Annotated in this window: 24 protein-coding genes; 3 read left to right on the top strand and 21 right to left on the bottom strand. The window is 46.5% G+C overall.

The features are described from left to right. The first annotated feature begins 31 nt into the window (after positions 1 to 31). Positions 32 to 1,075: an HD-GYP domain-containing protein gene (locus CGZ90_RS12440; protein WP_094252826.1), complete on the top strand. Its 1,044-nt coding sequence runs from the start codon at positions 32 to 34 to the stop codon at positions 1,073 to 1,075. A 50-nt stretch (positions 1,076 to 1,125) separates the two neighbouring features. On the opposite strand, the gene CGZ90_RS12435 is transcribed toward CGZ90_RS12440, so the two are convergent. From CGZ90_RS12435 to spoIIID, 8 genes are all read right to left on the bottom strand, one after another. Then, on the bottom strand, positions 1,126 to 1,311 hold the full coding sequence (locus tag CGZ90_RS12435; RefSeq protein ID WP_094252825.1) for a hypothetical protein: 186 nt from the start codon (positions 1,309 to 1,311) through the stop codon (positions 1,126 to 1,128). Positions 1,312 to 1,616: 305 nt separating this feature from the next. Continuing rightward, a complete protein-coding gene (locus CGZ90_RS12430; protein ID WP_094252824.1) occupies positions 1,617 to 3,728 on the bottom strand; it encodes an Ig-like domain-containing protein in 2,112 nt (703 codons plus the stop codon). Between the two features lie 252 nt (positions 3,729 to 3,980). Then, positions 3,981 to 4,403: a 3-hydroxyacyl-ACP dehydratase FabZ gene (gene fabZ / locus CGZ90_RS12425; RefSeq protein WP_094252823.1), complete on the bottom strand. Its 423-nt coding sequence runs from the start codon at positions 4,401 to 4,403 to the stop codon at positions 3,981 to 3,983. Positions 4,404 to 4,515: 112 nt separating this feature from the next. Beyond that, complete coding sequence (locus tag CGZ90_RS12420; RefSeq protein WP_094252822.1) at positions 4,516 to 4,800, bottom strand: DNA-directed RNA polymerase subunit beta; 285 nt, start codon at positions 4,798 to 4,800, stop codon at positions 4,516 to 4,518. 21 nt (positions 4,801 to 4,821) lie between these two features. Then, positions 4,822 to 5,646, bottom strand: a complete 825-nt coding sequence (locus tag CGZ90_RS12415) for a flagellar hook-basal body protein (RefSeq protein ID WP_094252821.1) — start codon at positions 5,644 to 5,646, stop codon at positions 4,822 to 4,824. Positions 5,647 to 5,660: 14 nt separating this feature from the next. Next, complete coding sequence (locus CGZ90_RS12410; protein WP_094252820.1) at positions 5,661 to 6,476, bottom strand: flagellar hook-basal body protein; 816 nt, start codon at positions 6,474 to 6,476, stop codon at positions 5,661 to 5,663. Between the two features lie 588 nt (positions 6,477 to 7,064). Further along, the gene (gene mreB / locus CGZ90_RS12405; RefSeq protein ID WP_094252819.1) at positions 7,065 to 8,066 is read right to left on the bottom strand and encodes a rod shape-determining protein; all 1,002 of its coding nucleotides are present in this window, start codon (positions 8,064 to 8,066) and stop codon (positions 7,065 to 7,067) included. A 135-nt stretch (positions 8,067 to 8,201) separates the two neighbouring features. Further along, positions 8,202 to 8,468 carry a sporulation transcriptional regulator SpoIIID gene (spoIIID, locus tag CGZ90_RS12400; protein WP_133063583.1) on the bottom strand — a complete coding sequence of 89 codons (267 nt, stop codon included), beginning with the start codon at positions 8,466 to 8,468 and terminating at the stop codon, positions 8,202 to 8,204. 1,034 nt (positions 8,469 to 9,502) lie between these two features. Between spoIIID and fbpA the strand changes: the two genes are divergently transcribed. Together fbpA and CGZ90_RS12390 are read left to right on the top strand one after the other, a co-directional pair. Further along, complete coding sequence (gene fbpA, locus CGZ90_RS12395; protein WP_106408316.1) at positions 9,503 to 9,676, top strand: Fur-regulated basic protein FbpA; 174 nt, start codon at positions 9,503 to 9,505, stop codon at positions 9,674 to 9,676. Positions 9,677 to 9,756: 80 nt separating this feature from the next. After that, on the top strand, positions 9,757 to 10,080 hold the full coding sequence (locus CGZ90_RS12390) for a MerR family transcriptional regulator (protein WP_094252817.1): 324 nt from the start codon (positions 9,757 to 9,759) through the stop codon (positions 10,078 to 10,080). A gap of 49 nt (positions 10,081 to 10,129) precedes the next feature. Here CGZ90_RS12390 and spoIIQ read toward each other — a convergent pair whose 3' ends face one another. The 13 genes from spoIIQ to nuoI form a co-directional block, all read right to left on the bottom strand. Next, positions 10,130 to 11,047, bottom strand: coding sequence for a stage II sporulation protein SpoIIQ (spoIIQ, locus tag CGZ90_RS12385; protein ID WP_094252816.1), 918 nt, complete (start codon positions 11,045 to 11,047; stop codon positions 10,130 to 10,132). A gap of 440 nt (positions 11,048 to 11,487) precedes the next feature. Further along, the gene (gene spoIID, locus CGZ90_RS12380; RefSeq protein WP_094252815.1) at positions 11,488 to 12,510 is read right to left on the bottom strand and encodes a stage II sporulation protein D; all 1,023 of its coding nucleotides are present in this window, start codon (positions 12,508 to 12,510) and stop codon (positions 11,488 to 11,490) included. 202 nt (positions 12,511 to 12,712) lie between these two features. Next, a complete protein-coding gene (locus CGZ90_RS12375; RefSeq protein ID WP_094252814.1) occupies positions 12,713 to 14,377 on the bottom strand; it encodes a M4 family metallopeptidase in 1,665 nt (554 codons plus the stop codon). 230 nt (positions 14,378 to 14,607) lie between these two features. Continuing rightward, positions 14,608 to 14,748: a lmo0937 family membrane protein gene (locus tag CGZ90_RS20360; RefSeq protein WP_106408315.1), complete on the bottom strand. Its 141-nt coding sequence runs from the start codon at positions 14,746 to 14,748 to the stop codon at positions 14,608 to 14,610. 269 nt (positions 14,749 to 15,017) lie between these two features. Continuing rightward, on the bottom strand, positions 15,018 to 16,334 hold the full coding sequence (murA, locus tag CGZ90_RS12370) for a UDP-N-acetylglucosamine 1-carboxyvinyltransferase (protein WP_094252813.1): 1,317 nt from the start codon (positions 16,332 to 16,334) through the stop codon (positions 15,018 to 15,020). A gap of 32 nt (positions 16,335 to 16,366) precedes the next feature. Next, a complete protein-coding gene (locus tag CGZ90_RS12365) occupies positions 16,367 to 17,110 on the bottom strand; it encodes a YwmB family TATA-box binding protein (RefSeq protein ID WP_094252812.1) in 744 nt (247 codons plus the stop codon). Positions 17,111 to 17,218: 108 nt separating this feature from the next. Beyond that, complete coding sequence (locus CGZ90_RS12360) at positions 17,219 to 17,455, bottom strand: DUF1146 family protein (RefSeq protein ID WP_240515424.1); 237 nt, start codon at positions 17,453 to 17,455, stop codon at positions 17,219 to 17,221. A 654-nt stretch (positions 17,456 to 18,109) separates the two neighbouring features. Then, positions 18,110 to 19,633, bottom strand: coding sequence for an NADH-quinone oxidoreductase subunit NuoN (gene nuoN / locus CGZ90_RS12355; RefSeq protein ID WP_094252810.1), 1,524 nt, complete (start codon positions 19,631 to 19,633; stop codon positions 18,110 to 18,112). A 3-nt stretch (positions 19,634 to 19,636) separates the two neighbouring features. Next, positions 19,637 to 21,160: a complex I subunit 4 family protein gene (locus CGZ90_RS12350; RefSeq protein ID WP_094252809.1), complete on the bottom strand. Its 1,524-nt coding sequence runs from the start codon at positions 21,158 to 21,160 to the stop codon at positions 19,637 to 19,639. Continuing rightward, positions 21,157 to 23,022 carry an NADH-quinone oxidoreductase subunit L gene (gene nuoL, locus CGZ90_RS12345; RefSeq protein WP_094252808.1) on the bottom strand — a complete coding sequence of 622 codons (1,866 nt, stop codon included), beginning with the start codon at positions 23,020 to 23,022 and terminating at the stop codon, positions 21,157 to 21,159. The genes CGZ90_RS12350 and nuoL overlap by 4 nt, the downstream gene beginning before the upstream one ends. Before the next feature lie 22 nt (positions 23,023 to 23,044). Then, positions 23,045 to 23,359, bottom strand: a complete 315-nt coding sequence (nuoK, locus tag CGZ90_RS12340) for an NADH-quinone oxidoreductase subunit NuoK (protein ID WP_094252807.1) — start codon at positions 23,357 to 23,359, stop codon at positions 23,045 to 23,047. Next, entirely contained in the window at positions 23,356 to 23,874 is a 519-nt protein-coding gene (locus CGZ90_RS12335) for an NADH-quinone oxidoreductase subunit J (protein ID WP_094252806.1), read from the bottom strand. The genes nuoK and CGZ90_RS12335 overlap by 4 nt, the downstream gene beginning before the upstream one ends. Then, positions 23,871 to 24,290 (bottom strand): NADH-quinone oxidoreductase subunit NuoI, encoded by a 420-nt coding sequence (nuoI, locus tag CGZ90_RS12330; RefSeq protein ID WP_094252805.1) that lies wholly within the window; start codon positions 24,288 to 24,290, stop codon positions 23,871 to 23,873. The genes CGZ90_RS12335 and nuoI overlap by 4 nt, the downstream gene beginning before the upstream one ends. Between the last annotated feature and the right edge of the window lie 109 nt (positions 24,291 to 24,399).

The following is a 24,399-nucleotide window of genomic DNA, read 5'->3' as shown; positions in this document are numbered from 1 at the left end:
ATATAATAACCCATTCGAGGGGGAGTTTATTTTGTCTGCGAAGCTGTTGTTTAGGCTTGGTGATGCAGTAGATGCTGATGTGTATTCTGCTGACGGCCGTCTTCTAATATCTAAAGGCACTGTACTGACTGATTATCATATCGAACATTTAGATAAACATCAGATTGCTGAATTGAGCGATCATTCTGAGCATACGGAAGAAGCGGCAAGTTCTGAGCATCAGGAATCTGTCATTCAAAAGCTTTATGAGGAGAACATGCAGTTGATCGAGGGTATTTTTCATAATATCAACGACACAGGTGTTTTGACGGAGGAGCTGTTTATTGAGGCAGCGTCCGTTCAAGATGACTTGATTCTTCAGCTGAGGGATGACAGAGACTTTATTCAATGCATACTGCAAAAGGTAGCTGTAGATGCGTATTTATTCAAGCACTGTTTGAACGTAGGCATCATCGCGCGCAAGATCGGCGAGCTGCTCAGCCTTCCTGAGGAAGATCAGATCCTGCTTGCACGCATGGGGCTTTTTCATGACATCGGCAAGCTGAAGGTCGATCAGAACATCCTGAACAAGCCTGGCAAACTGACTGCTGAAGAGTTTGAGGAGATTAAAAAGCATACAAAGTACGGCTATGATCTTCTTAAAGACTCACCGCTTGATTCAATCTTCCTTCTGAGTTCACTGCTGCATCACGAAAGAAATGATGGCACTGGCTATCCTGGCGGCATTAAGGGCGAGAAAATTCCTATGCTGATCCAAATCCTCTCTGTAGCTGACACGTTCGACGCCATCTGCTCGAACCGAGTATACAAGGGTGCCCGTTCCGTATTTTTCGCGGTCGATGAACTAGTAAAAGAAGCTGAAAAAGGCCGTTTGAGCGAAAATATTATTTTAGCTTTCACTGCTTACCTTCTTCAGCACGAAAAAGGGCGCCTTATCCAGTTAAAGGATGATCGTACTGGCCGCATCCTTCATGTTCATCCTGACAAGCCTAACCGCCCAGTCATCGTTATCAACGACAAACAGGTGCTGGATTTAAAAAAGGTCGGTTTGACCCTTCATCAGTTAATGCATTAATAAAAACCGGGTGCTGCGGCAGCCCGGTTTTCTTCTTTTTTGAATGAAATTTATTGCCCTTCTTGTTCTGTTGAAGAATCTTCATCAGCTGAAGTTTCTTCATCCTGTGTATCCTGATCCTGGCTTTGTTCTGTACCTGTTTCTTCCTCTTTTTTCTCCTCTGCGTTGCCGCATGCAGTGATCAAAAACATTGCCATTAGAGACGCGCCAATTTTCATTAATAATGATTTTGACATTTCGATTGCTCCCTCCGGATTTGGAAATTAAGGGTACTGCCAGAACTGCGGATCGCCTTCCTGTCCTTACTATATCACGCAAAAAAGCTAAAAATCCGTGATTTACCAACACCTAACAAACCCTTCACAAAAGAGGGAATTTCCTTTATATTTCCTTAACATTTGTTAGATTGTTGAATCTGGGGGTACGGTACTCACATGCAACAAACGAAGCTATTTCAGGAGTGGACACTTGTGAGTACCGTACCCCAAAAGTTAAAAAGCTGAAAACCGTTTAAACAACGGATTTCAGCTTTCGGGTTGTATTAGTATACCGTTACAACGCGTGCTGCGCTGACCATGGACTTCGCATCCTTGGCAGTAACGTAGATTTTAATACCTTTTTTCTGCTTTGGGATTGTGATGTTGAATGTTCCGTCAGCAGCAGATTTCGTGCTGTAAACTTTAGTTCCGATTTTCGCATACGCCATGATCGAAGGCTCGGTTTTCCCCTTCACCAAAGTCGACGTATAGCGCACAGGACTCACTGCCGGCATGTTCGGCGCCGCGCGGTAAACCTTCGTCACTTTTGCCAGACTCACTCTGCTGTACTTGTCAGTCGCAGTGACGTACACCGTCATTCCGGTGTTCTGGACCGGTATGCTCACCTTATATTTGCCGTATCCGTCAGCTTTTGCTGAGTAGATTTTTGACCCGATCTGTACTTTGACTGTGGAATACCGTTCAGCAGTTCCTGTTACCACTGATGCCTTGTTGCTGATGCTGGTTACTGCCGGAACGTCAGGTGCGATTTTGGTCGCTTTAACAGTGACTGGCGCGCTCACATTGCCAGCAGCATCCTTTGCGGTGACCGTAATCGCTGTGCCCGCTTTTTGGACAGGAATGGCGATCCTGAACTTGCCGTAGCTGTCAGCAGCGCCTGTATACGATTTTCCGCCAGCCTGAACGGAAACCACTGCCCCGCGTTCCGTTGTCCCAGTCACATATACGCTTTTGTTACTAACTGGGTTAACTTTAGGCGCGGCTGGTGCTGTATTGTCAACTACCGCAATGCTGTACGTGCGTTCGCTGCCTTTTGTCGTTCTCACATTCACATCAAGGACTGTACCTCCAGGCTGTTTAGCTAGGAACGAAATATTAAAGTATCCAACATAATCTGCAGTACCGGACCCCACAAGGGCAGTACCATTTAAAATCTTCAGTTCTGCATATGGAGCAGTACGCCCCGTTACCGAAACAGACTGGTCCGTCACCTCGGATACCTCGTAAAACCGCGGAATGTACTGCTTTACCGTTACGATGGCCGGTGCACTTACATAGCCTGAGATTGGCTTTAAAGCAACGACTTCCAGCTTATCGCCAGCATTCTGCGAATCTATGGCGATGTTAAATATACCCCCGTCAGCTGCAACAGCTTTCCCGGATCCAATCAAATCGTCGTTTTTCCAAACCTGAACGATGTGACCCGGAGTTGCCACTCCAGAAACATAAGCATCTTCACTCGTTAAATCGCTGACTTTTGGCGCCGCCTCTTCTCCTGCCGGCCATCCATTCGCAAATGGCTTCTGTGCCGGATTTCCGATCGAAAGAAGGTTATTGTTAGAAAAATCTTTTCCGTCTACGATCAAGCTGTTAATCGTATCAGGCTCCTGCGTCCCCCAATAGTTGCTGTCCCCGTTAAACTCGAGATTCTTGCTGCCGTTCAGCTTCACTTTAATATGACCGCTGCCGAGGAAATTGTTTTCCTGAACTAGGATGTTAGGCGCTGAACAGTTCGGATCACTGCAGTTCATCTCAAAATCAGCCGTGCTGCTCTCAGAATCGCCATTATCAAATGTATTCCTCTTCACAGTTACAAGGCCGCTTCCGTTGCTGACAGAAAGAGATGCTTTTTTTGCGAAAAGATTTCCCTCGACTGATGAAGTGTTTTTCATGTTGCCTAAAATGACACTTCCGCCTGAAAATGAGTTGTTCAGCAACTGGATGTCGGAAAAGTTCCCTGGAACAGTAAGCAAAAAGCCTCCAAAAGGTCTTGAAACATCGCTATTAGAGATTGCAATACGGCTGCCGATGAAATTCGTTCCTTTTAAATAAACATTCTCAAATACGATGCGATCTTCTGCCGTCCCTTTTGCATCTAAAGAGCCTTCAATAAGCAGTTCGGTAAAGCTGGATGATTGCCCTTCAACTTTAACCCCCGGTTCAATCGTAAGCGTTTTGCCGCTTGCAATGAACAATCCACTTTGCAGTATGTATGGTGATTTATCTTTTGTCCAAACCGTATCCTCTAAAATTGATTCCGTTACTACTGTTCCTTGCTCCTGAGCTGAAACCATTACCGGGTTTGTGTTATATGTCTGCACTGAACTTGCCACAAGTCCTGCCGCCAGCACAATCAAGCTCCATTTTTTCCTCATCCCTCACCGCACCTCTTCATTATGTTAAAATATCATCTTGTTTTATCATAATGTAAAACCCATATTTTGAGAATTGTTTTCTTAAAAGAATAATGAAAAACAACTTCGGGGGTACGGTACTCCACGCATTAAAAAGCCGGTACACAAAGCGCTGGTTGCTTTGTGTACCGGACCCCGTCCAACATGATATTTACTTTGTCCTTCTTAGAAAGACAAATCAGCTGTTTTGTCTTTTTCGAGTACCGGACCCCATTATTTCAATGCGAAGGTGATCTCGCATTCGCAGGCTAGTTCGCCGTCGACTGTGGCTACGGCTTTGCCTTTTCCGATGGATCCGCGTACACGGGTCATCTCAACTTCAAGGCGAAGCTGGTCGCCAGGGATGACTTGGCGTTTGAAGCGGCAGTTGTCGATGCCTGCAAAAAACGCTAAGCGTCCGCGGTTTTCTTCTTTTTTCAGCATCGCTACTGCTCCGACTTGCGCGAGTGCCTCCACGATTAGTACGCCAGGCATGACTGGGTATTCTGGAAAGTGGCCGTTGAAGAATTCTTCGTTTGCTGATACATTTTTGATCCCGACCGCGCGCTGTGCATCTTCTACCTCGAGAATGCGGTCTACGAGCAAGAATGGGTATCGGTGAGGAATAATCTCTTTAATTTGATCAATGTTTAACATGTGAATGTCCCCTCTCATCACGATATATATCGTTAGGTTCTATTACCTGGTACTAATTATACATTAAAAAGAAAACAACGGCATCATAACCATTGCTTTCTACATTATAAAATTACTGCTCTTTTTTCACAAGGTCGACGATATGCGTCCACGTTTCCTTCTTGAATACATCCTTCGATTCTTTTCCGCCCAGCACGCCATAGCCGACCATCGTGCCTGCGGCGAAAAGGATGACCATGAGTGAAAGGATGACAATAAGCCGGAGCCAGATCGGAAAAATGCGGCGTTTATTGCCGAAGGATTTTTTCTTTTCTTCACGCAAAGAGTCTGCCTTCATTTTTTCTTTTTCTTTATAGCGCTGCTTCTTTTCAGTTACGGGTTCCTGTTCCTGTGCCATCGTTTCGTTACCTGCCTTATTTTAGCGTATTCCGTTAATAAGCCCCATCATCTGGTCTGCCATTGAAATGGTGCGCGCATTAAACTGATACGAGCGCTGTGCGTTGACGAGGTCGGACATCTCTGTGGCGATGTCCACGTTGGAAGCCTCCAGTACACCTTGCTGGACAGCTGCTTCCCTTCCCGCTGCCGCCGTCATGACCTGAGCGGCCTGAATATTTTCAGGAAGCCTTAAATGGTGCCCGACTGACAGCATGAGATCCGGTTTGTTGATCGTTACGACAGCCAGCTGGCCCGCGTTAACGGTCGTTCCATTAGTTAACGTTACCGAAATCGCGCCGTTTTGTCCAATGGAAATTTCCTTGTAGCCGCTTGGAATCTTAATCGGACCGTTCGTCCCAAGCACTTTGTTGCCGTCAGATGTCACAAGATCCAGCTCATTCGGATTCCCTGCAGAAGGGCTTAAGTAAAATGCTCCGTCCCTCGTATACTCGGTAACGTTTCTTCCATTATCATCGCTTACTTGTATTTGAAAATAAGATTGCGGTGATGTTAAGGCAAAGTCCAGCGAACGGCCAGTCTGCTGAAGCGAGCCTGCGGCCATGTTCATTGCTGTTGAACTGAGCCTTGCACCGCTTCCAAAACGCGTGCCTTCCGGTGTTACGCGGCTGTTTTCGTTTTCCGCGTATGGAAGTCCCTTCACCTGCTGAAAAAGCAGGTCAGAAAACTGCACTTGGCGGCTCTTATACCCCGTCGTATTGCTGTTCGCCATATTATTCGCGATTGTGTCGAGCTGCATTTGCAGCTGCCCCATTGTCACGCTGGAATTAATAATCATTTTATTCATAATAAGCGGCCTCCTTATCCGATCCTGCCGACTTCATTGACCGTTTTTTCGAGTGACCGGTCATACGACTGAAGAACCCTTTGGTTTGCTTCGAACGAACGGTACGCATTCATCATGTCCGCCATATTCTGCTCCACATCTACCGTTGACCGTTCAAGGAATCCCTGCTGCATGCCGTAAGAAATATTTCCGTTTCCTATCGCACTTGTTATGGGACCTTCAGCACGGAAAAGCCCGTTTCCTTCTTTAGCAAGCCTGTCTGGATTTTCTACGAATGCTACATTGATCTGTCCTGCGTCACGGCCGTTGTCGAGCACTCTCCCGTCACGTGTTACCGAGAAATTCTGGCCGCTTACCGTGATCGGATCGCCTTCCGTGTTCAAGACAGTATGCCCGTCAGCTGTCGTCAGTCTTCCATCAGCATCGACAGTAAAGTGCCCATTGCGTGTGAGGCGGTCCTCTCCATTCACGTTTACAACAAAAAAGAGTGCACCCGCTTTGCCTGTTTCTTCATTAACCGGTACCGTACCCTGTAAAAGGGCGAAGTCTGTCTTGATTCCGGTTTCTCTTATATCACCCTGTCTAAAATCAGGGATCGTTTCTTGTAAATAAACACCTGTGCTGAGCGTTCCAACTGTCTGTCCCGCTCTTCCGCTTCCAAAAGTGGTGTTGTTCATCTGCTGCAGCAGCATGTTTGGGAATGCGCGCAGCGAGGCGGAGTCAGCTTTAAACCCCGGTGTATTCGCGTTCGCGATATTATTAGAAAGCAGCTCCTGCTTGCGCTGCTGTGCGAGCATGCCCGCAGCAGCATTATAAAAACCCCTTATCATGTTCGTTCCTCCCGGGGAAAAAGATGTGGATCGTTTTTTATACTTTTTTATATCGGCACATATTGTTAGTTGTTAATAACAATATGTGAAAAAGTCCGAATTCTTTTCTGCACAGAGTGTTATGTATCTGCACTATTTATTCAAAAAAAGAGTGTAAAAGGGATTGATAGTTTCCATTCGGGGGAAGCGCAAATTCTAAACGGGGTGATAAGCGTCTTAAAAAGGGCTTTGTGCATTAGACAATGAACAAAATTTTTATTACGATTTTCACATATCCTGCTCCCATACCAGGATATTGCGGGCTGCCCAGCGGCCGTATGCATCGTAATCCAATCCTTTCGCATCCCCCAGGTTTTTCCCTAGGGCAGCCCGCTATTATTTTTATAATTCAAGTTTTTTTAAACCTTAAACGTACAAATGTCATCTAACCGTCAGCTTAAAACACTCTGACCGTTTAGTTCGCAATCATAATAAAAATGTAGCGATACCTTTTACTTAATTCCCAAAGTGGATTCCCATGAAAATTCTATCCATAAAACACAAAAGAACCTCCTTTTCCATAAGTGGAAAAGGAGGTTCTTTTGTGTTTTATAATACTTTTCTTCTCGCGATTTTGTCCATATGCTCGAGCATGAGGCCTGTTCCGCGGGCTACTGCACCCATCGGATCTTCTGCGATGAAGACCGGCACTTTCAGCTCTTGTGCAAACAGCTGGTCGATTCCGTGCAATAGCGCACCTCCGCCAGTAAGCATGATGCCGCGGTCGATGATATCCGCTGACAATTCAGGCGGTGTTTTTTCCAATACACTTTTCGCCGCATGAACGATTGTCATGACCGGCTCCATGAGCGCGTCCATGATTTCTTCAGATCTTACCGTAACTGTGCGCGGCAGTCCTGAAACCATGTCGCGCCCGCGGATTTCAAGCTCTTCATTGCGGCTGCCCGGGAAGACGGTCGCTACTTGCTTTTTAATATTTTCAGAGGTTCTTTCGCCGATCAGGAGCTTGTATTCCTTCTTTATGTAGTTCAGGATTTCAGAATCGAATTTGTCTCCGGCCATTTTAATCGAAGCGGATGTAACAATATCCCCCATGCTGAGCACGGCTACATCGGTCGTTCCGCCGCCGATGTCCACCACCATGTTGCCGCTTGGCTGGAAAATGTCCATTCCCGCTCCGATCGCTGCCACTTTTGGCTCTTCTTCAAGGAAAATATGCTTCGCTCCGCATTTTTGTGCGGCCTGACGGATCGCTTTCTGCTCAACGGACGTAATGTTCGTCGGCGTGCAGATCAGGATGCGCGGCTTGGCAAAAACGCCTTTTACCTGAATCTTGTCAATAAAATGCTTGAGCATCTGCTCGGTTACTTCAAAGTCAGCGATAACGCCGTCTTTCATCGGGCGGATCGCCACTATGTTGCCTGGCGTACGCCCGACCATCTTAAATGCTTCTTCTCCAACTGCAAGCGCTTTGCCAGTATTCGTGTCAATCGCCACAACAGATGGCTCGTTCAGTACAATCCCTTTACCTTTTACATAAATCAACACGTTGGCAGTGCCAAGGTCGATTCCTACATCCCTTGAAAACATTTTTGCTGCTCCTCCCTGCATGAAACCATTCCATCAAATTTTATGACATTTATAGTAAATTAACGAAGATGTATCCAATTTACCATTATATCATAATGATGGCTTACAGGAAGTAAAAAATTACATAAATTTGGTTTATTGCACAACTTCCTCTGTACCTTTTTTGTATTTGACTCTAGTCGCTTCACCGCCCCTTAAATGCCGGATGGATTTATGATACTCGAGGATCTCCTTCACGTTGTTTGCCAGATCAGGATTAATTTCCGGCAGCCGTTCTGTAAGGTCTTTATGCACTGTGCTCTTGGATACACCAAACTCTTTTGCGATCATTCTTACGGTTTTTTTTGTCTCCACGATATAACGCCCTATCTTGATGGTTCGCTCTTTGATGTAATCGTGCACACCACTCGCCTCCCTGAATTGGATAGTGAGAGATGCGATTGAGACTTCTGAGATCAAGCTACGCGACAACAAGTCTGGTTAGTATCCTGTGTGTTTTATAAACATTACCCCATTCCCTTTTTCACCGCAGCCATAGTACGTCTTCTCACCGCTCACCCTCGATTAAAATAATTGTAGGTTTGTTTTCAGTTTATTAAGACATACCAAGTTATATGCCTAAACGGATATTTGGGGTACGGTACTTTTTTAGAAAGGCTGTTTTTGTTAATCACGCCGCTTTAAAGAAATCAGAGAAGAGGTTGATCTTCGTTTCAGGCGCACGCTTTCCGCGGGGCGGGCGGTGAGCCCTTTTGCCGCTACGCGCCTTAAAGGGTCTCACCTGTCCCACTCGTCCCGCTGGAGTCGGCGCCTTACACTACGACCAACTTTATCAATGATGGACTCAAGATGAATAAGCTAAAGTAATGAAAGAATTAGCCAGAGTAAATCAGGTAGATTAGATACATTTTTTTGGTTTTGGCCTTAGGCAAACCATTATGCGCATGTGCTTCTTCAAGCTCCTCTATCCTTAAGCTTTAGATTGCAGGCAAGCCTAGCTGGAGCGAATCTTGTGAAGACATTTATAGAAATGATTTAAAAATCAGCTGAAATGATGTGAGAAATCCACGAAAAGCTATGAAAAAATTTTGAAATGCTTCAAGAATTCCTTCAAATGATATAAGAATTCTCAGAAATGCTGTGATTGGGGGAGTTACAAGGCTGACCAAGTGACGAAAAACTGCCTTATTTAGCTCTTGGGATTATCATTTGAGCTATTAACGCAAAAATTTGCTGAGTTAACGCGGAAAAATCTCTGTTTTTATAAAAATATTCGATACTGCATTAAATGCGGGGTACGATACCTCGAGTACCGTACCCCAAATCCAACCCTAAGTTTCAAAAAGTCTGTCAGGTTTTCTTACAAACTAGCGGATAGTATTGGAAATTTCTTTTAAGATGAGTTGTAACAGGGGGCAATGAAAGGAGAGGGTAATATGTCGGTTCAGTTTCGTGCAGCTCTTGAGAAAACGAAGCAGCATTATATTGAACACCTGCTTAAAGCGGGTGTTTTTAAAAAGGAGGACCGCCAGCTTTACCATTTAACGCTTACTGAATTGAGGCTTCTTCTCCTAAATAACAAGCAGCGGACCGAACAAAAACTAACTTAAATGGTTTAAATTTTCTGATTTTCGGTTCTATTATGTTATAATTTCTCACATTATCAAGAGGGCACAGAGGCGGTGGGAAAGTGAGGAGCGAGGAGCCGTATAAAGACAAAAAAGTGATCACGATCGGCGTAGTGAGAGAACTTACCGGACTCAGCGACCGGCAGATCCGTTATTATGAAGAAAGAAAGCTGATCTTTCCTGTCCGGTCCGCTGGCGGCAGCCGCAAGTATTCCTTTTCAGATGTTGAACGGCTTATGGTCATCGCAGATAAAATCGAGGATGGTGTGCAGACACACGAGATCCGCCGCGAACTCGTTCAGGAAAGCAAACGAAGCAGCAAAGCCGAAGTCCGCACGATGATTCAGGGCCAGATCAACGCGCAGTTCGGGACCCGCAGACAATAACAGATGCACAACGCAAAAAGAACAGGATCGCTCCTGTTCTTTTCGTACGTTATTCAGTTTCAGAGCTTTCAGTTGAAGACTCTGTTTCTGCGTTGGCATCCTTACCTTGGTCCTTGCCTTGGTCTTTGCCATCCTTGCCTTGATCCTTGTCCTTGCCTTGGTCCTTAGAACCTTCTTCCTTGCCCTTATCTTCAGCTTTCTTTTCCTGCTCAGCTGCTTTATCTGCTGCTTTTTGCTCTTCTTCAGCTTGCTTCTTCTGCAGTTCTTTCGCCTGCTCGAAGCTTGCTGCTACTTCAGTGACGTTTTGGTTCCAGACAGAAATCGGATCGATTGGCTGGCCGTCTTTACGGACTTCAAAGTGTGCGTGAACTTTCGCATCTTTGTCGTAAACGTTTTGGCCGGCTTTACCGAGCACGTCGCCTTGCTTAACTGCGTCGCCTTCCTCCACATTGATTGAAGCGAGTGATGAATAGTGTGTGACAACACCTTTTGCATGCTCGATTTCAACAATGTATCCAAGCTCAGGGTCTTTCCCAGCTTTGACAACGTTACCGCTTAATGAGGCTGTTACTTCAAAGCTTTCGTTCTTTTCTGTTGCTAGATCAATTCCGCGGTTCATGTAATAGATGTTGTTGTACACAACGAGCGCCGCTTCTTTTTCAGCAGCTGTTGCTTCGTCACTGTAAAAGTCCTTTACGACAGAAACACTATCTGGGTCCGCCACTGGCATTTGGAACTGTTCTTTTGATAGAGATACCGGTACTGCGCTGTTCTCAGATTCGAACGCGCTCTCAGGAGTGCCCTCCTTCGTGTTCTTTGCATCATTTTGATACCATAAAACCGACGTTAAAATAACTGCTGCAAAACTAAGATATACTGCAGGATACACCCAGCGTTTTTTCGCCATTCTGCTTCCCTTGCCTTTCATTGATAATGTTTTTTTGGATTGCTTTTCTTCTTCTTTCATTTTTTCATCACCTCAGCAACAAGTTTGAACAGAATTCTGAAAATATATACTTTGCCCTAAAAAAAGATAGAGAATTAATTTTCGACAAAGCAGGACTTCCTCTCTTAAACTGTTATATGTAATTCAATGTTGCTATTAAAGAAATCAAAGAAGATGTTGATCTCCGTTTCAGGCGCACGCTTTCCGCGGGGCGGGCGGTGAGCCCTCTCGTCGCTACGCGCCATTGAGAGGTCTCACCTGACCGCTTGTCCCGCTGGAGTCGGCGCCTTACACTTCGATCAACTTATCAATGATGGTTCAAGATGATTAAGCAAGTAAGATCCAAAGCAATAAAAAAAAGCATTCTAATAAGCTTAACTTGCAGCTCAAATACAAACCGGTCAAAACACAATCAAAAAGCCCGCCCCTCATCTCACGAGGGGCGGGCTATCATTCTTATTCTATTTAACCGCTGTCACGGGCCGATAGTCAGTAACCACAACATTTTTATAGTAGTGCTTTACGATTTCTTGATACGACTTGCCTTCTGCCGCCATGCCGTTGGCGCCGTATTGGCTCATCCCGACACCGTGGCCGTACCCTTTCGTAGATACGAGAACCACTTTCCCCTTTCTTTTTAATGAAAAATCAGAAGATCTGAGCTTTAGCTTCTCTCTTATCTCACGGCCGCTGAACGTTTTTTTGCCAATCTGGTACTGTGCGATTTTATTGCCGGTTGTTTTCTTTTTCACCTTGCCGATCTCGCCGTCACTTGAAAGCTTGACGCCGAGCAAGCGCTCGACCTGCCTGACACTCATCTCAGTAGTTTCCTTAAACTTAGGAGATTTCTCATCCCATGGACTCTTCACACTTTTTAAATAAGGGTAAGGATTATCCCAATATTCCTCGCTATTTTCGGTATATCCATTGCTCGTTGAAAAGAAGCTGGCATTGATCGGCTTTCCGTCATAAGTCAGGATTTTCCCGCTTGTTTCATTGACCGCCTTGATGATCTTTTCCATGTTCTTTTTGTAGTCTTTCCCCCAATGCTGCTTCAGTTCACCATCACTCGCATACACCTGATGCTGTACGGTGTCGGTTACGATTGCACCAGCAGGAACCGCATCACTGCTTCCTTTATTCATCAGTCTGTTCACGATGTACGTCCTTGCGGTGAGTGCCTGTGCCTTTAATGCTTCTACTTCAAAATTGGCAGGCATTTCTGATGCCACCACACCCGCTACATATTCCTCAAGCGGGATATTTTCAACCTTTTCTGAGGCATTGCGGTAAACCGGCACGACCATATCCGAATGGGCGATCTGCAGCACCTTTGGCTTTGTGTTACGAGCGCTCTTTTCATCTGTTTTCTCGACAAGCGGAGGACCTGAGGAAAAAGGGAGCACGAGAAGGGAGGGGATGATCAGGACAACAATAATAAAAACAGCAGCAATCCATAAAGCAGGCTTAAATCGTGCATTCATGAAAGACGTTCCTCCGTGTGTGTAGTTGATAGTCTATTGTATACACTGAAAAAACGTCATAGAACATGATTCTAGTAAAACAATGATTCCGTTTCAGACCGGGGTCCGGTACCGTGACGGTACCGGACCCCGGTCTCTCCAATCCGCAAAAAGAAAAAGCTGCCCCAAGGCTATAGCCTCTTGAGACAGCTTTGCGATTATTTTAGTAGACTCCTACTGCATCGTACGATTTGTTTACAGCGTTCACTTCGGCAGATCCTGCTCCGTACAGGTCAGCAGCTGATTGTACAAGTGCTGCTCTTGCCTGGCTGAAGTTAGATGAAGCAGTGAGGTATACTGTGTTTGCGCGGTAGTAGATCGCTCCAACTTTCGCGTTTCCGATTGAAGGAACCGTCACACCGTAGTGCGTGCCGCCGACAGCCAGCAAATACGCCGCCTTGTTGATGATACCGCTGTTGATGTGCACTCCGCCGTTATCTCCTGTGCCTGTATAGCGCACAGAATAGTGGTCAGGGTCTTGATATTTCGTCGGATCGCTCATGGAACGTAGTGCATCGTTCGGCGTACCAGGGGTATAGATATCTTCCCCAATCTCGTAATCTGGATTGTTATTGGCATGGAATTCTACCAATGTACCAAAAATATCAGAAAGCGACTCGTTCAGAGCACCTGATTCGTTTTGATAGATAAGGTCAGATGAAAAGTCTGTAACAGCGTGAGTCAGCTCGTGCGCAACAACGTCAAGGCCGCCAGACAGCGGGATGAACGTTGAGCCATCTCCGTCACCGTAAACCATCTGCGAGCCGTTCCAGAACGCGTTGTTGTAGCTGCGGCCGTAATGTACGGTCGATTTTAACGCTGCTCCTTTGTTGTCATACGAATTGCGGTTAAAAACCGTCTTGTAATAGTCATATGTCTTTCCAGCATAGAAGTGAGCGTCAACTGCCGCTCCGTCATATGCCGCGTTAAACACGTTATCTGCATCTGCCCAAAGTGATCCCGGAAGCTGCTGGCGGTTTTTCGCATCATATGTAAAAACGCCTCCGCCTCTCGTGTTATCCTGCAAATAGTAGGTCGTTCCAGATAAAGTTGTATTCAATGATTTCGTGTCTCCAAGAACACCTTTCCCAGATCCAACTGTGTTCGTTCCAGTAACAGGCTGTCCGCCGCCTCCAGGGGCTTTCGCTGTCGTTCCGTGAACCTCATCAAGATCGTTGTATTTATTCAGCACCTTGCCTGTTGATGCATCAATGAAATAGTTATAGTTCCCAGGCTCAGGCGCTAGGAAATTTAGATTTACTTTATAAGCGTATACACCTTTATCTGCCAAAACAACTAGATCAGCTTTTGGAGATTGCTCATATTTAGGTGTATAGCCTAAATCTTTTTCAGCTGCCGTGATCGCTTTTGAAGCTGAGATTTTTTTGGAGAATCCTAGACCTGCTTTTTTATCAAGATCAGGTGCAACCGTTCCAGATACAACAAGCAATTCACCCTTGTCGTTCACGTGAGCGACTTGAGTTGATCCCCAAACTGGCACTCCTTTATAAGTTTGCTGTAAACGCAGTACAGAACGGCCAAGCTCGTCCTTTTTCTCAGATAAAACAGAGAAAGACTCTGCTGCTGTCGCCTTGCCGAGCTTGTACGATTGCTTGTTGGCGTTCAAATATCCAAGCACTACGTCTTTAGCCGATTTTGAGCTCGCAGCTGTCAGTTTTCCAGAAACGAATGCTGGAGTACCCGTCAACTCACTGAACTTCTTAGTGGATAATACATTTTGCCCTTCTGCCGCTGAAGCTTGTCCTCCCAATAACGGTGTTGCTGCAAGACCTAAAGATAACCCTAATGCCAATACCTTCTTGTTCATGTACGTATCCCCTTTATCAAAGTAAACTAAATAGCGTGAAATTATCATAGCACGCATAGTTTAGTTTTCAAACTATTTTAAAAATTTTGATTATAAGGGATTATTCTTTTGTAACATAGAGCTATTTTAGGTCTAAAGACCTTCTTAACATCCTTAAAAAATACAGTAAATTACACCTATTCCCATATGTCTATGCTGTTTTTCACCATAAAAAAAGAAGATAACATAAGTCATCTTCTCCTTCTTACTAAATTCATGATTAATACGATTGCCGCAATAACAAGCAGGATATGGATTAGTGCGCCGCCAACTTTCAGCACTAAGCCAAGCAGCCAAAGCGCGATAATAATAACCAGTATCGTCCAAAGCATCAAGATCTTCCTTTCCATGAGATTTCTGAATGGTTCACAAAATACTTAATGCATCTCTTATTATTTGCAGATTTCCCATTAATCACTCATGGTAAACAAGCGCTTTTACGTCTATTCATAACTGACTAGACCATATAAAAAGTTTCTTTGATATTAATCAGTATTCCCGAGTAAAAATATCGAAAAAAATTCTCATGTAATAGCCCATATTTACGGTTTTCACGCCATATTAAAAACCCCTCCAGCTGGAGGGGTTTGCTTATAATGATTTAGGCAAGATTGCTTTTTAGTGATTGTTCTTGTTGCTCTTCCGGCTCTGCTTCAGAAGCTTCGTTTACACGCTCTATGTCAGCGCCGAGTGCAAGAAGTTTACCAGTGAAATCAACATAACCGCGGTCGATGTGCTTAAGCTCAGTGACACGCGTGTAGCCGTCTGCGACAAGCCCAGCAAGTACCAAAGCAGCACCTGCGCGAAGGTCTGTTGCCTGAACTTCAGCACCTTGCAGCTGAACAGGTCCGTTGATTACGGATGAACGGCCTTCAATCTTGATGTCTCCATTCATGCGGCGGAATTCTTCCACGTGCATGAAACGGTTTTCAAATACTGTCTCTGTGATCACACTCGTGCCTTTTGCACGAAGAAGAAGAGCCATCATCTGTGATTGAAGGTCAGTCGGGAAACCAGGGTGCGGCATCGTCTTGATGTCGACAGGCTTCAGTTCTTTAGGACCGCGTACGCGAAGTCCATTTCCTTCTTCACGGATCGATACACCCATTTCTTCCATTTTTGCGATCAATGGACGAAGGTGTTCAGCAATCGCGTTTTCAACAAGGATATCTCCTTCAGTAATCGCAGCTGCCACCATATATGTTCCCGCTTCAATACGGTCTGGAATAACAGTATGCTCTGCGCCGTAAAGCTCATCGACGCCTTCGATGCGGATTGTGCCAGTGCCAGCTCCGACTACTGTTGCGCCCATAGCGTTCAAGTAGTTCGCAAGGCATACGATTTCTGGTTCTTTCGCTGCATTCTCGATGATCGTTGTTCCTTTAGCAAGAACAGCAGCCGTCATGATGTTTTCCGTCGCGCCCACGCTCGGGAAGTCTAAGTAAATCTTTGCGCCTTGAAGGCGGCCGTCGATGCGTGCTTCGATAAATCCGTTTCCGATCTTGACTGTTGCACCCATAGCTTCAAAGCCTTTCAAGTGCTGGTCGATCGGGCGGGATCCGATAGCACATCCGCCAGGAAGTGCGATACGCGCAAGTCCTACACGCGCAAGCAATGGTCCCATTACTAGGAATGATGCACGCATTTTACGCACATACTCAAAAGGTGCTTCTGTCTTAAGCTCTCCTGATGCATCCACTTTGATTTGATTGTTCTCGAATTTTACATCGATATTTAAATAACGAAGTACCTCGTTAATTGTGTATACATCAGCAAGGGTTGGCACGTCCTTGATCGTGCTCGTGCCGCTACTGGCTAAAATTGATGCTGCGATGACAGGAAGTACGGCATTCTTGGCTCCTTCTACTCGTACAGAGCCTTCTAACCGCCTACCACCACGGACAATGATTTTTTCCAACGATATTCCCCTCCGCGTCCAATTTTCTTATATTAATATTCAGACGTAATTATTGGTGTTCCAATTGTAACGGTTGTTCGACCGCCCAATCCATCGGTTCGCACTGCTATCTGCAGATTCATTTTATCTTGAGCTGTAGTAATGGCATCATCCCATAATGCAGTATATGCCGATAGTGATACAAACGTCTCTTCCTGCAGTTCTTCTATTTGAACAGCGGAGAATGACGATACTAGCTCGTGTGCTTCATTATACAAACCAAACTTCATTTTATCATCGGTTATACCCGACATACAAGAAAAATAATTCAAATTCTTGCTGGCAAACTTTTCTGCTTTTTGATAAAAGCGTCTTTCTGTTTCTTCAAATCCGGATTTTGGCAAAAGCGTCCCTTCAACCGCATAAATAAAATACGATTGGTATTGCTTTTTGTGGGGGTAGGCAATAACTGTAAGCCTCTCAACACTGCCGTCACCATGCACTTTTCTGCCTGAAACTTTCCATTCTTCTCGCACCTTAACCGGTTCGGTGCTCCACTGGAGTTCAGGCATCTTGTCTTGCAACTTCTTCACTGTATCTAAATACCCATTAAGATCTTTGCTGAAACCCAAATTCCCGCGCGTATATAAAGTCCATTTTGAGAGCGTTAAATTATGCTTCTCCAGCTGCTCTGCCATCAACTCAAGTTTACGGTGATTATTGCTGCTTTCCGCATACGAAACAGAAATATGAATGCTAAATAGTATAAGTATGAATACGACAATCATTTTTTTCATTCCCCGGACACATCCTCTCTATTTGACATTCTTGCCAAGTGAGCGGGATGTATTCGTGGAAGATGAAGTCATATTCCGACAGGATCTTTCGCGGTATTTATTGCTGCATCATGAAAATAAATACTGCAGATTTGTGGAATAATTTAAATACTTGAGGAAAAAATCGCTCGCGAGGTTCGCCAGTGCTACTGTCAGCAGGATAAAAAGTACCCTCGCCTGCATGACTTTTCCTTTGCGGACGAATTTATCAATATGAAATGCCTGCATCGACCACCAGGCAATCACAAGAAACATGATGTTAACGATAATATGTAATAATGCGCTCTGACCTGCATTTTCTATCAATGCATTATCCCCCTTTACATATTTCGACAGCTTTAGCATAAAGCTTCGACAATGTAATTAAATCGTTCCAATTACCTATCTTTATTAAAACTTTTCGAACGTCAGCACATTGGCGGTTCGCCTACTAATTAGACGTAGTATTTCTTATGAAAGTTTCTCTTTCGCTTACTTTGTTGCTTTTAAAGTAATCAGAGAAGCGGTTGATTTCCGTTTCAGGCGCACGCTTTCCGCGGGGCGGGCGGTGAGCCCCTTTGCCGCTTCGCGCCCTAAAGGGTCTCACCTGTCCCACTGATCCCGCTGGAGTCGGCGCCTTACACTCCAATCAACTTTATTCAAAGATGAATGCAAGGTGATTAAGTACATGTAATGAGAGTATTACCAAAGCAATTTTGCCAGGAATGAGAATACTCCTCATGGATTACCATTGAAGGTTTAAAGGAATCTCCCTGAACTTTCATTGAAGATCGACTCCACGTTCCCTCAGTTGACTTCGTAGAAAATGTTTGCCAATTATGGCCTGAGAGTAAAACCATCTTTTGCTTCTGCGCGTCCCGCAGTGGAGTCCGGTACCGGACCCCAGGTTGACATCGGAGCTCTTAATTGGCCAAAACCATGCCCAAGAACCAAACAAAAAGACCGCCGAAGCGGTCTTTTTTAGTGGTTGTGGCCTGTGTTCATGAAGAATTCGTTTACGTCGAATTGGCCGAAGAAGAAGTCTAGGGCGATGTTCGGCATGATGCCGAGGCCGATGGTGGCGATGGCACAGAAGACGAGAACGGCTCCGATGCTTGGGGCGATTGAGATGCGGCGTCCGCCAGTACCTCCGCTTCGGAAAAACATGAGGCCGATGATATTAAAGTAATACACGTAAGAGACGAGTGTCATAAGCATCATGATGCCCGCAAGCACGTAGTGACCCGGCTCTGGACCGAGTGCACCCATGAAGATACCGAACTTGCCTGCGAACCCTGCTGTTGCAGGGATGCCTGCTAGTGACAGCAGGAAGATCGTCATGGCGGAGGCTAGCCACGGTGAGCGGCTGAACAGTCCTCTGAATATGGACACATCATTGGAGCCGGCATCGCGTGTGAGTGTCTGCAAGCACGCAAACGCTCCGATATTCATCACGATGTATGCCAGCAGATAGAACCAGATCAGCTCGAACACCTGCGTTGAGTTGGATACGAACGGGACGAGGATGTATCCAGCCTGTGCCACTGATGAGTAGGCGAACAGGCGCTTAATGTTCCGCTGTCTTAGCGCGCCGAGATTTCCGAGAATCATCGTGGCCGCTGCCAGGACGATGACATATGGCTGGACCTGAACGAGAAGCGGGTCGCGGTCGATGCCAGCTGCAGCGATGAACGTCAGCAAAATAAAGCGCAGCAGGATGATAAATCCTGCAGTTTTAGATACGACGCTCAAGAAAGCTGTGACCGGAATAGGTGCTCCCTCGTAAACATCCGGTGCCCACATGTGAAACGGTGCGGCAGCAATTTTAAATGAAAGGCCGATAAATGTCATAAAGAAAGCGAACACGAGCAAGAAAGAATGCTCCAGCAATACTGGCTCCTGCAGCGTCTCGACAACATCGAACAAATTTGTCTGCCCTGTCAGACCGAAAATGTAGCTCATACCGAACAGTGTGATAGCGGTCGCTATGCCGCCTGATACGACGTATTTGAAGGCTGATTCGTTCGACTTTCCGCTTTTCTTTCTTATCCCTGCAAGTATATAGGAAGAAAGCGATAAAAGTTCAAGACCTACAAACAGGGTGATCATATCGGCACTCGATGCCATGATCATCGCGCCGAGCAGTGCTGTCAAAAACAGATAATAAAATTCTCCGCGGTACTCTTGCAGCTCTTTTTTTCGGTAATCTGCTGCTAACAACAGTACGAGGAAGCCGCCGAGGAGGAGCAGGATTTTGAATGCTTTAGAGAAAAAATCAAGCCGATATGTATCATGCAGGATCGATGTAACATCGGTATCGAGCTCTGCAAACACGAATGCCATCGCGACTGCGACACCCGCAAGCGCCATCCAGAGCAGAGGGCGCCTGCTTGTGTTTTTCCCCATGAACAAGTCAAGAACAGATAAAAGAGTGGCAACGCCTAGAATTGTAAATTCTGGAGCCATAATGGCCCAGTTATATGAAAGCAATGCATCGGTGTCCATTCTTTATCCTCCTAACCCTAGCTTGATGCTTTCTAATGTGGCGCCAAGCAAACCGCTGAGCAAAGCCGGATAGCACCCGATGATAATAATAGCTGCCAGCAGCATAAAGGCCGGAAAACGTTCGGCGGCTGTCATGTCTGCTCCGTAAACTGTTCCCTCGCGCTTCACACGGCCGAACGTGACGCCAAGCACAGCGCGAAGGACGTATACCGCAGTAAGGATTAAGCCGATCGTTCCGACTGCTGCCGTGACTGGCATCACCTCAAATAACCCTAAAAAGGCCATGAATTCTGATATGAAGCCAGACATTCCCGGAAGTCCAAGGGATGCAAGACCACCTGCCAGCAGCAGCCCTGCTGCGACCGGCATCTGGCTGGCGAGCCCTCCAAAATCATGAAGCTGCGACGAACCTCGCCGATTATAGAGCACACCGACTAGGAAGAACAGCAGCGCCGATATTAATCCGTGCGAGACGGTCTGGAATACTGCACCTTGAATGCCGTATTCGTTAAGTGCCGCAAGCCCGATCAGCACGATACCCATATGCGATACAGAAGAATAAGCGAGCACTTTTTTCATATCGCTCTGTGACAGTGCCAGGAACGCGCCGTAAAGCAGGTTCACCACTCCAAGGACGGCGATTACTCCCGCCAGGCTCTTGAACTCTTCAGGAAAGATTCCGAGTCCGAACCGGATCATGCCGTATGCTCCGATCTTAAGCAGTATGCCTGAATGGATCATTACGATTGCCGGATGAGCTTCCGCATGAACGCGCAGCATCCATGTATGAAGCGGAACGACCGGGAGTTTGACGGCAAACGCTGCAAGGATTGCGATAAGAATGCCCATTCGGAAATTTTCCGTTAAGTACATCTCTTTAAGGTCTGCTTCTGGCAGCGCGAATACTGCCTTCAGCTGGTCGAACGCCATTGATCCTGACTTCATGAACAATGCGACGAACGCGATGAGCAGGATCGCCGAGCCGATGCCGTTGTAGATTAAAAAGCTCCACGCGGCCTTTTCACGGTTCAAGTAGCCGTACCGTCCGATCAAAAAGAACATCGGAACAAGTGTCAGCTCGAAAAATACAAAGAATAAAAACAAGTTCTGTGCGGAAAACACGCCGAGCATGCCGAGCTCCAGAATAAAAAACAGGATATAGAAGCTTTTTAATTTTTCTTTAATGGAAAATGAAGCGATCGATGCGAGAAATGCGATAAACGCTGTGAGCAGAATGAGTATCATCGACAATCCGTCAGCACCGATATGATATTGAATCGAATAGTTCAGTTCCCCATTCGCTTGAAAAACTTCATATGTGATCCACTGATACACTTCCTCCAGCTGCACGCCAGACTCTGCCGTGTCAAAAGCAGTGAATGCTGTGACTGCCGCGATGAGCGGGAGCAGAGCGCCTAGTACACCTGTCATCTTCAGTGTCTTTTCGTCATCTGACGGGACGAAAAGCAGGATCAGCACACTAAGCAGCGGCGAAAAAATCAATAATGTCAGCAGCATGCTGCTCATGAGAAATACCCTCCTGTCAGCGCGACGACCGCAAATATGACGGCCAGACCAAGAATGACGACCGTTCCATATGTCTGTACCTTCCCGTCCTGCACCTTATTTCCTGACTTGGCGAGCAGCTGGACAGCGGACACCGTCCCTTCTGCTGCTCCCTCGACAATATACCTGTCTATGAGAGTACCGCCGCAGCTTGCCGCTTTTGTTCCTTTTATAAAAGTCGCCTCATACGCCTCGTCCACAAACCACTTGTTGTAGATGATGTCACTCACACTCGGGAACGAGCGGCTGAGCCAGTCGCGGCTTAGCGACTTTTTCGCATACATCAAGTAAGCGAGCAAGATGCCGAGCAGTGAAACCGTTGTTGCGGCAATCGGGATCCAGAGCGGCCCATGATGCTCATGAGCCAGTTCAACTGGTCCTTGCGCCAGGTAATCGTTTAAAAATGTGCCGAACCAAGGAGTGTTTACATAACCTGCAACAACTGCCAAAACGCCGAGCACGATCATAGGAAGCGTCATCGTCCATCCAGATTCGTGCACTCCGTCCTGCTTTGATCGCGGCTGACCGCTGAACACCATGAAAAACAGACGGAACATGTAGAACGAGGTCATAAACGCTGCAATCAGCGCCAGTACGAACAAGCCGTAGCGTCCGTCTGCATAGACAGCAGCGAGAATTTCGTCCTTACTGAAAAAACCGGATAATAGCGGAAACCCCGAGATTGCCAGAGCACCAATTAAGAAAAGCGGGCCGGTCAGACGGAGTTTTTTCCATAAACCGCCCATTTCCTCAATGTTCTGTGTATGTACAGCATGGATGACGCTTCCTGCAGCCAAAAACAGCAGTGCTTTAAAAAATGCATGAGTCGTCAGATGAAAAATTCCTGCAGTATAGCCAGCTGAACCGAGTGCGAGCATCATGTAACCGAGCTGACTGACGGTCGAATATGCCAGGACGCGCTTGATGTCCTTTTGCATAAGGCCGATCGATGCGGCGAAGATAGCTGTCGCTCCGCCTACAGCCGCGACAGTCGTCAAAGCCGTTTGCGATGCTTCAAACAGCGGAAAAGCAGATGCAACAAGATATACACCCGCTGCGACCATCGTCGCGGCGTGGATGAGTGCTGATACGGGAGTCGGGCCTTCCATCGCATCCGGAAGCCAAGTATGAAGAGGAAGCTGTCCGGACTTTCCGATCGCACCGACAAAAACAAGCAGTGCCGTGAGTGTGATCATTGTTTGCGAGATTTCTTGATTAGCCACCGCTTTAAAGATCTCATCGTATTCAAAGCTTCCGGTCTGCCAGAATAATAGAATGATGCCGATAAAAAGACCGACATCCCCGATGCGCGTCATGATGAATGCTTTTTTCGCAGCAGCTTTTGCCTCAGGCTTGAAATAGTAGTATCCAATCAGCAGGAAGGAACCGAGCCCGACGAGCTCCCAGAATATGTACACCTGCAGCAGGTTGGGCGAGAGCACCAGCCCGAGCATCGCGAAGGTAAACAGCCCAAGATACGCGTAAAAGACAGAGATTCGGCTGTCGCCTTCCATGTAACCTTTTGAGTAAAGATGAACTAAAAAGCTGACTAGCGTGACGATTACGAGCATTAGCGCGTTCAATGGATTCACTTCATATCCCATAGTGATGATCTTATCGCCGATCTCAAGCCACGTAATCTCAGCTTTGAACGAGTTTCCTTGCCACTGTTCCGCGAAAACCATAAGCGCCATCAGGAGCGAGGCGCCTGTCGCTGCCAATCCGATCACCGCCGCTAAGCGCCCTGTGTGCCTGCGGAAGGCCGTTAATACGATAAAAGACAGAAGCGGGAACAGCGGTATAAGCCAGGCGTTTTGCAACATAGTATTCATCCCCTTTTATCTCTCAGTGCTTCATCGTATCCATTTCATCGACAGAAACGGTTGGCCGGTTGCGGTAGAGTGCGATCAGGATAGCGAGTCCGACTGCTGCCTCCGCTGCCGCTACGGCTATCGTGAACAGCGTGAAAATCTGACCCGAGAGTCCCGGATGAAGGCTGTATTTGCTGAATGCGACAAGATTGATATTGACCGCGTTCAGCATGAGCTCGATTGAAATCAAAACGATGACCGCGTTCTTTTTCGTCAGAGCGCCGAAAAGGCCGATGCAGAACAATATGAGCGCAAGCATCAAGTACATCGATAATGGCACACTGCTCATTCTTTTCCGCCTCCCTCTTCTTTTTCGTCTTTTTTCGCCAGAACGACGGCACCGATTAGTGCCACAAGCAGCAGCACCGACATGAGCTCAAATGGAATCACGTAATTTGAGTACAGCTCGATTCCGATTTTTTTCGTGTTATCTACGTGCAGCTCCACATCACCCTGCGGAAAATTCAAATCTTTTATTTTGCCGTACATGATCAGGAAGAATACGAGAATCGCTCCCCCAGCCGCGAACTGGCGCAGTTTTGGAGTTTTCTTTTCGTTTTCTTTATCATGTCGAGTCAGCATGATGCCGAACAGCATGATGATCGTGATCGCTCCGGAATAGATGAGCACTTGGACTCCGGCGACAAATTCGGCTGACAGCGTGACATAAATGCCAGCGACCGCCAAAAATGTGAAGATGAGCGAGACGACCATATGAACAACATTCGTACTGCTGATCATCATCACACCGCCGGCGATGGCACAGAGTGCAAGAATAAAGAATGCAATCATATCGCCGTTCATGCTTTGTTCTCCTTCCTGACGTTCTCATCGTTCTCATCGAGCCACTCCAGGTTTTTGAACAGATCATCCCGGCTGTATTCCGCCAGTTCGAAGTTATTCGTCATCACGATCGCTTCTGTCGGGCATACCTCCGTGCAAAGGTCGCACAGTATGCAGATTTCGAAGTTAATATCGTACGTGTCGATGATTTTCCCTTTTTTGGCCGGGTCCGGATGAGGTTTGCCTGTCAGCAGGATGCAGTCGGTAGGGCAGATCGCTGCACACTGGTTGCAGACGATGCATTTTTCGGGATAAAACTTTTGAATGCCGCGGAAACGGTCGGGCATCAGCATCGGCACGTCCGGATAGCTGGTCGTCACGTTTTCTCTGGCAAGGTTTTTGACGGTATAGCTTAATCCTTTCATGAGGCCCTTCATGATCATCACGCTCCTTTACAGTTTCAGGCCGGTTCTTAAGAATTGATGGATTCAGAGAAGAGGTTGATCTCCGTTTCAGGCGCACGCTTTCCGCGGGGTGAGCGGTGAG

Source organism: Fictibacillus aquaticus, assembly GCF_002245695.1.
GTDB lineage: Bacteria > Bacillota > Bacilli > Bacillales > Fictibacillaceae > Fictibacillus > Fictibacillus aquaticus.
The sequence above is the reverse complement of the archived record's forward strand: the minus strand, read 5'-3'. Positions and strand labels throughout refer to the sequence as shown.

Bases quoted from the DNA above. Each gene is read 5' to 3' on its own strand.
- fbpA (WP_106408316.1), top strand. From the start codon at position 9,503: ATGTCGGTTCAGTTTCGTGCAGCTCTTGAGAAAACGAAGCAGCATTAT.
- CGZ90_RS12430 (WP_094252824.1), bottom strand. From the start codon at position 3,728: ATGAGGAAAAAATGGAGCTTGATTGTGCTGGCGGCAGGACTTGTGGCA.
- CGZ90_RS12420 (WP_094252822.1), bottom strand. From the start codon at position 4,800: ATGGCACAGGAACAGGAACCCGTAACTGAAAAGAAGCAGCGCTATAAA.
- CGZ90_RS12335 (WP_094252806.1), bottom strand. From the start codon at position 23,874: ATGAACGGCGATATGATTGCATTCTTTATTCTTGCACTCTGTGCCATC.
- CGZ90_RS12350 (WP_094252809.1), bottom strand. From the start codon at position 21,160: ATGAGCAGCATGCTGCTGACATTATTGATTTTTTCGCCGCTGCTTAGT.
- CGZ90_RS12415 (WP_094252821.1), bottom strand. From the start codon at position 5,646: ATGAATAAAATGATTATTAATTCCAGCGTGACAATGGGGCAGCTGCAA.
- CGZ90_RS12375 (WP_094252814.1), bottom strand. From the start codon at position 14,377: ATGAACAAGAAGGTATTGGCATTAGGGTTATCTTTAGGTCTTGCAGCA.
- CGZ90_RS20360 (WP_106408315.1), bottom strand. From the start codon at position 14,748: ATGCTTTGGACGATACTGGTTATTATTATCGCGCTTTGGCTGCTTGGC.
- CGZ90_RS12435 (WP_094252825.1), bottom strand. From the start codon at position 1,311: ATGTCAAAATCATTATTAATGAAAATTGGCGCGTCTCTAATGGCAATG.
- nuoI (WP_094252805.1), bottom strand. From the start codon at position 24,290: ATGAAGGGCCTCATGAAAGGATTAAGCTATACCGTCAAAAACCTTGCC.
- fabZ (WP_094252823.1), bottom strand. From the start codon at position 4,403: ATGTTAAACATTGATCAAATTAAAGAGATTATTCCTCACCGATACCCA.
- mreB (WP_094252819.1), bottom strand. From the start codon at position 8,066: ATGTTTTCAAGGGATGTAGGAATCGACCTTGGCACTGCCAACGTGTTG.
- nuoL (WP_094252808.1), bottom strand. From the start codon at position 23,022: ATGTTGCAAAACGCCTGGCTTATACCGCTGTTCCCGCTTCTGTCTTTT.
- CGZ90_RS12365 (WP_094252812.1), bottom strand. From the start codon at position 17,110: ATGAAAAAAATGATTGTCGTATTCATACTTATACTATTTAGCATTCAT.
- nuoK (WP_094252807.1), bottom strand. From the start codon at position 23,359: ATGAGCAGTGTGCCATTATCGATGTACTTGATGCTTGCGCTCATATTG.
- nuoN (WP_094252810.1), bottom strand. From the start codon at position 19,633: ATGGACACCGATGCATTGCTTTCATATAACTGGGCCATTATGGCTCCA.
- spoIIQ (WP_094252816.1), bottom strand. From the start codon at position 11,047: ATGAAAGAAGAAGAAAAGCAATCCAAAAAAACATTATCAATGAAAGGC.
- CGZ90_RS12410 (WP_094252820.1), bottom strand. From the start codon at position 6,476: ATGATAAGGGGTTTTTATAATGCTGCTGCGGGCATGCTCGCACAGCAG.
- spoIID (WP_094252815.1), bottom strand. From the start codon at position 12,510: ATGAATGCACGATTTAAGCCTGCTTTATGGATTGCTGCTGTTTTTATT.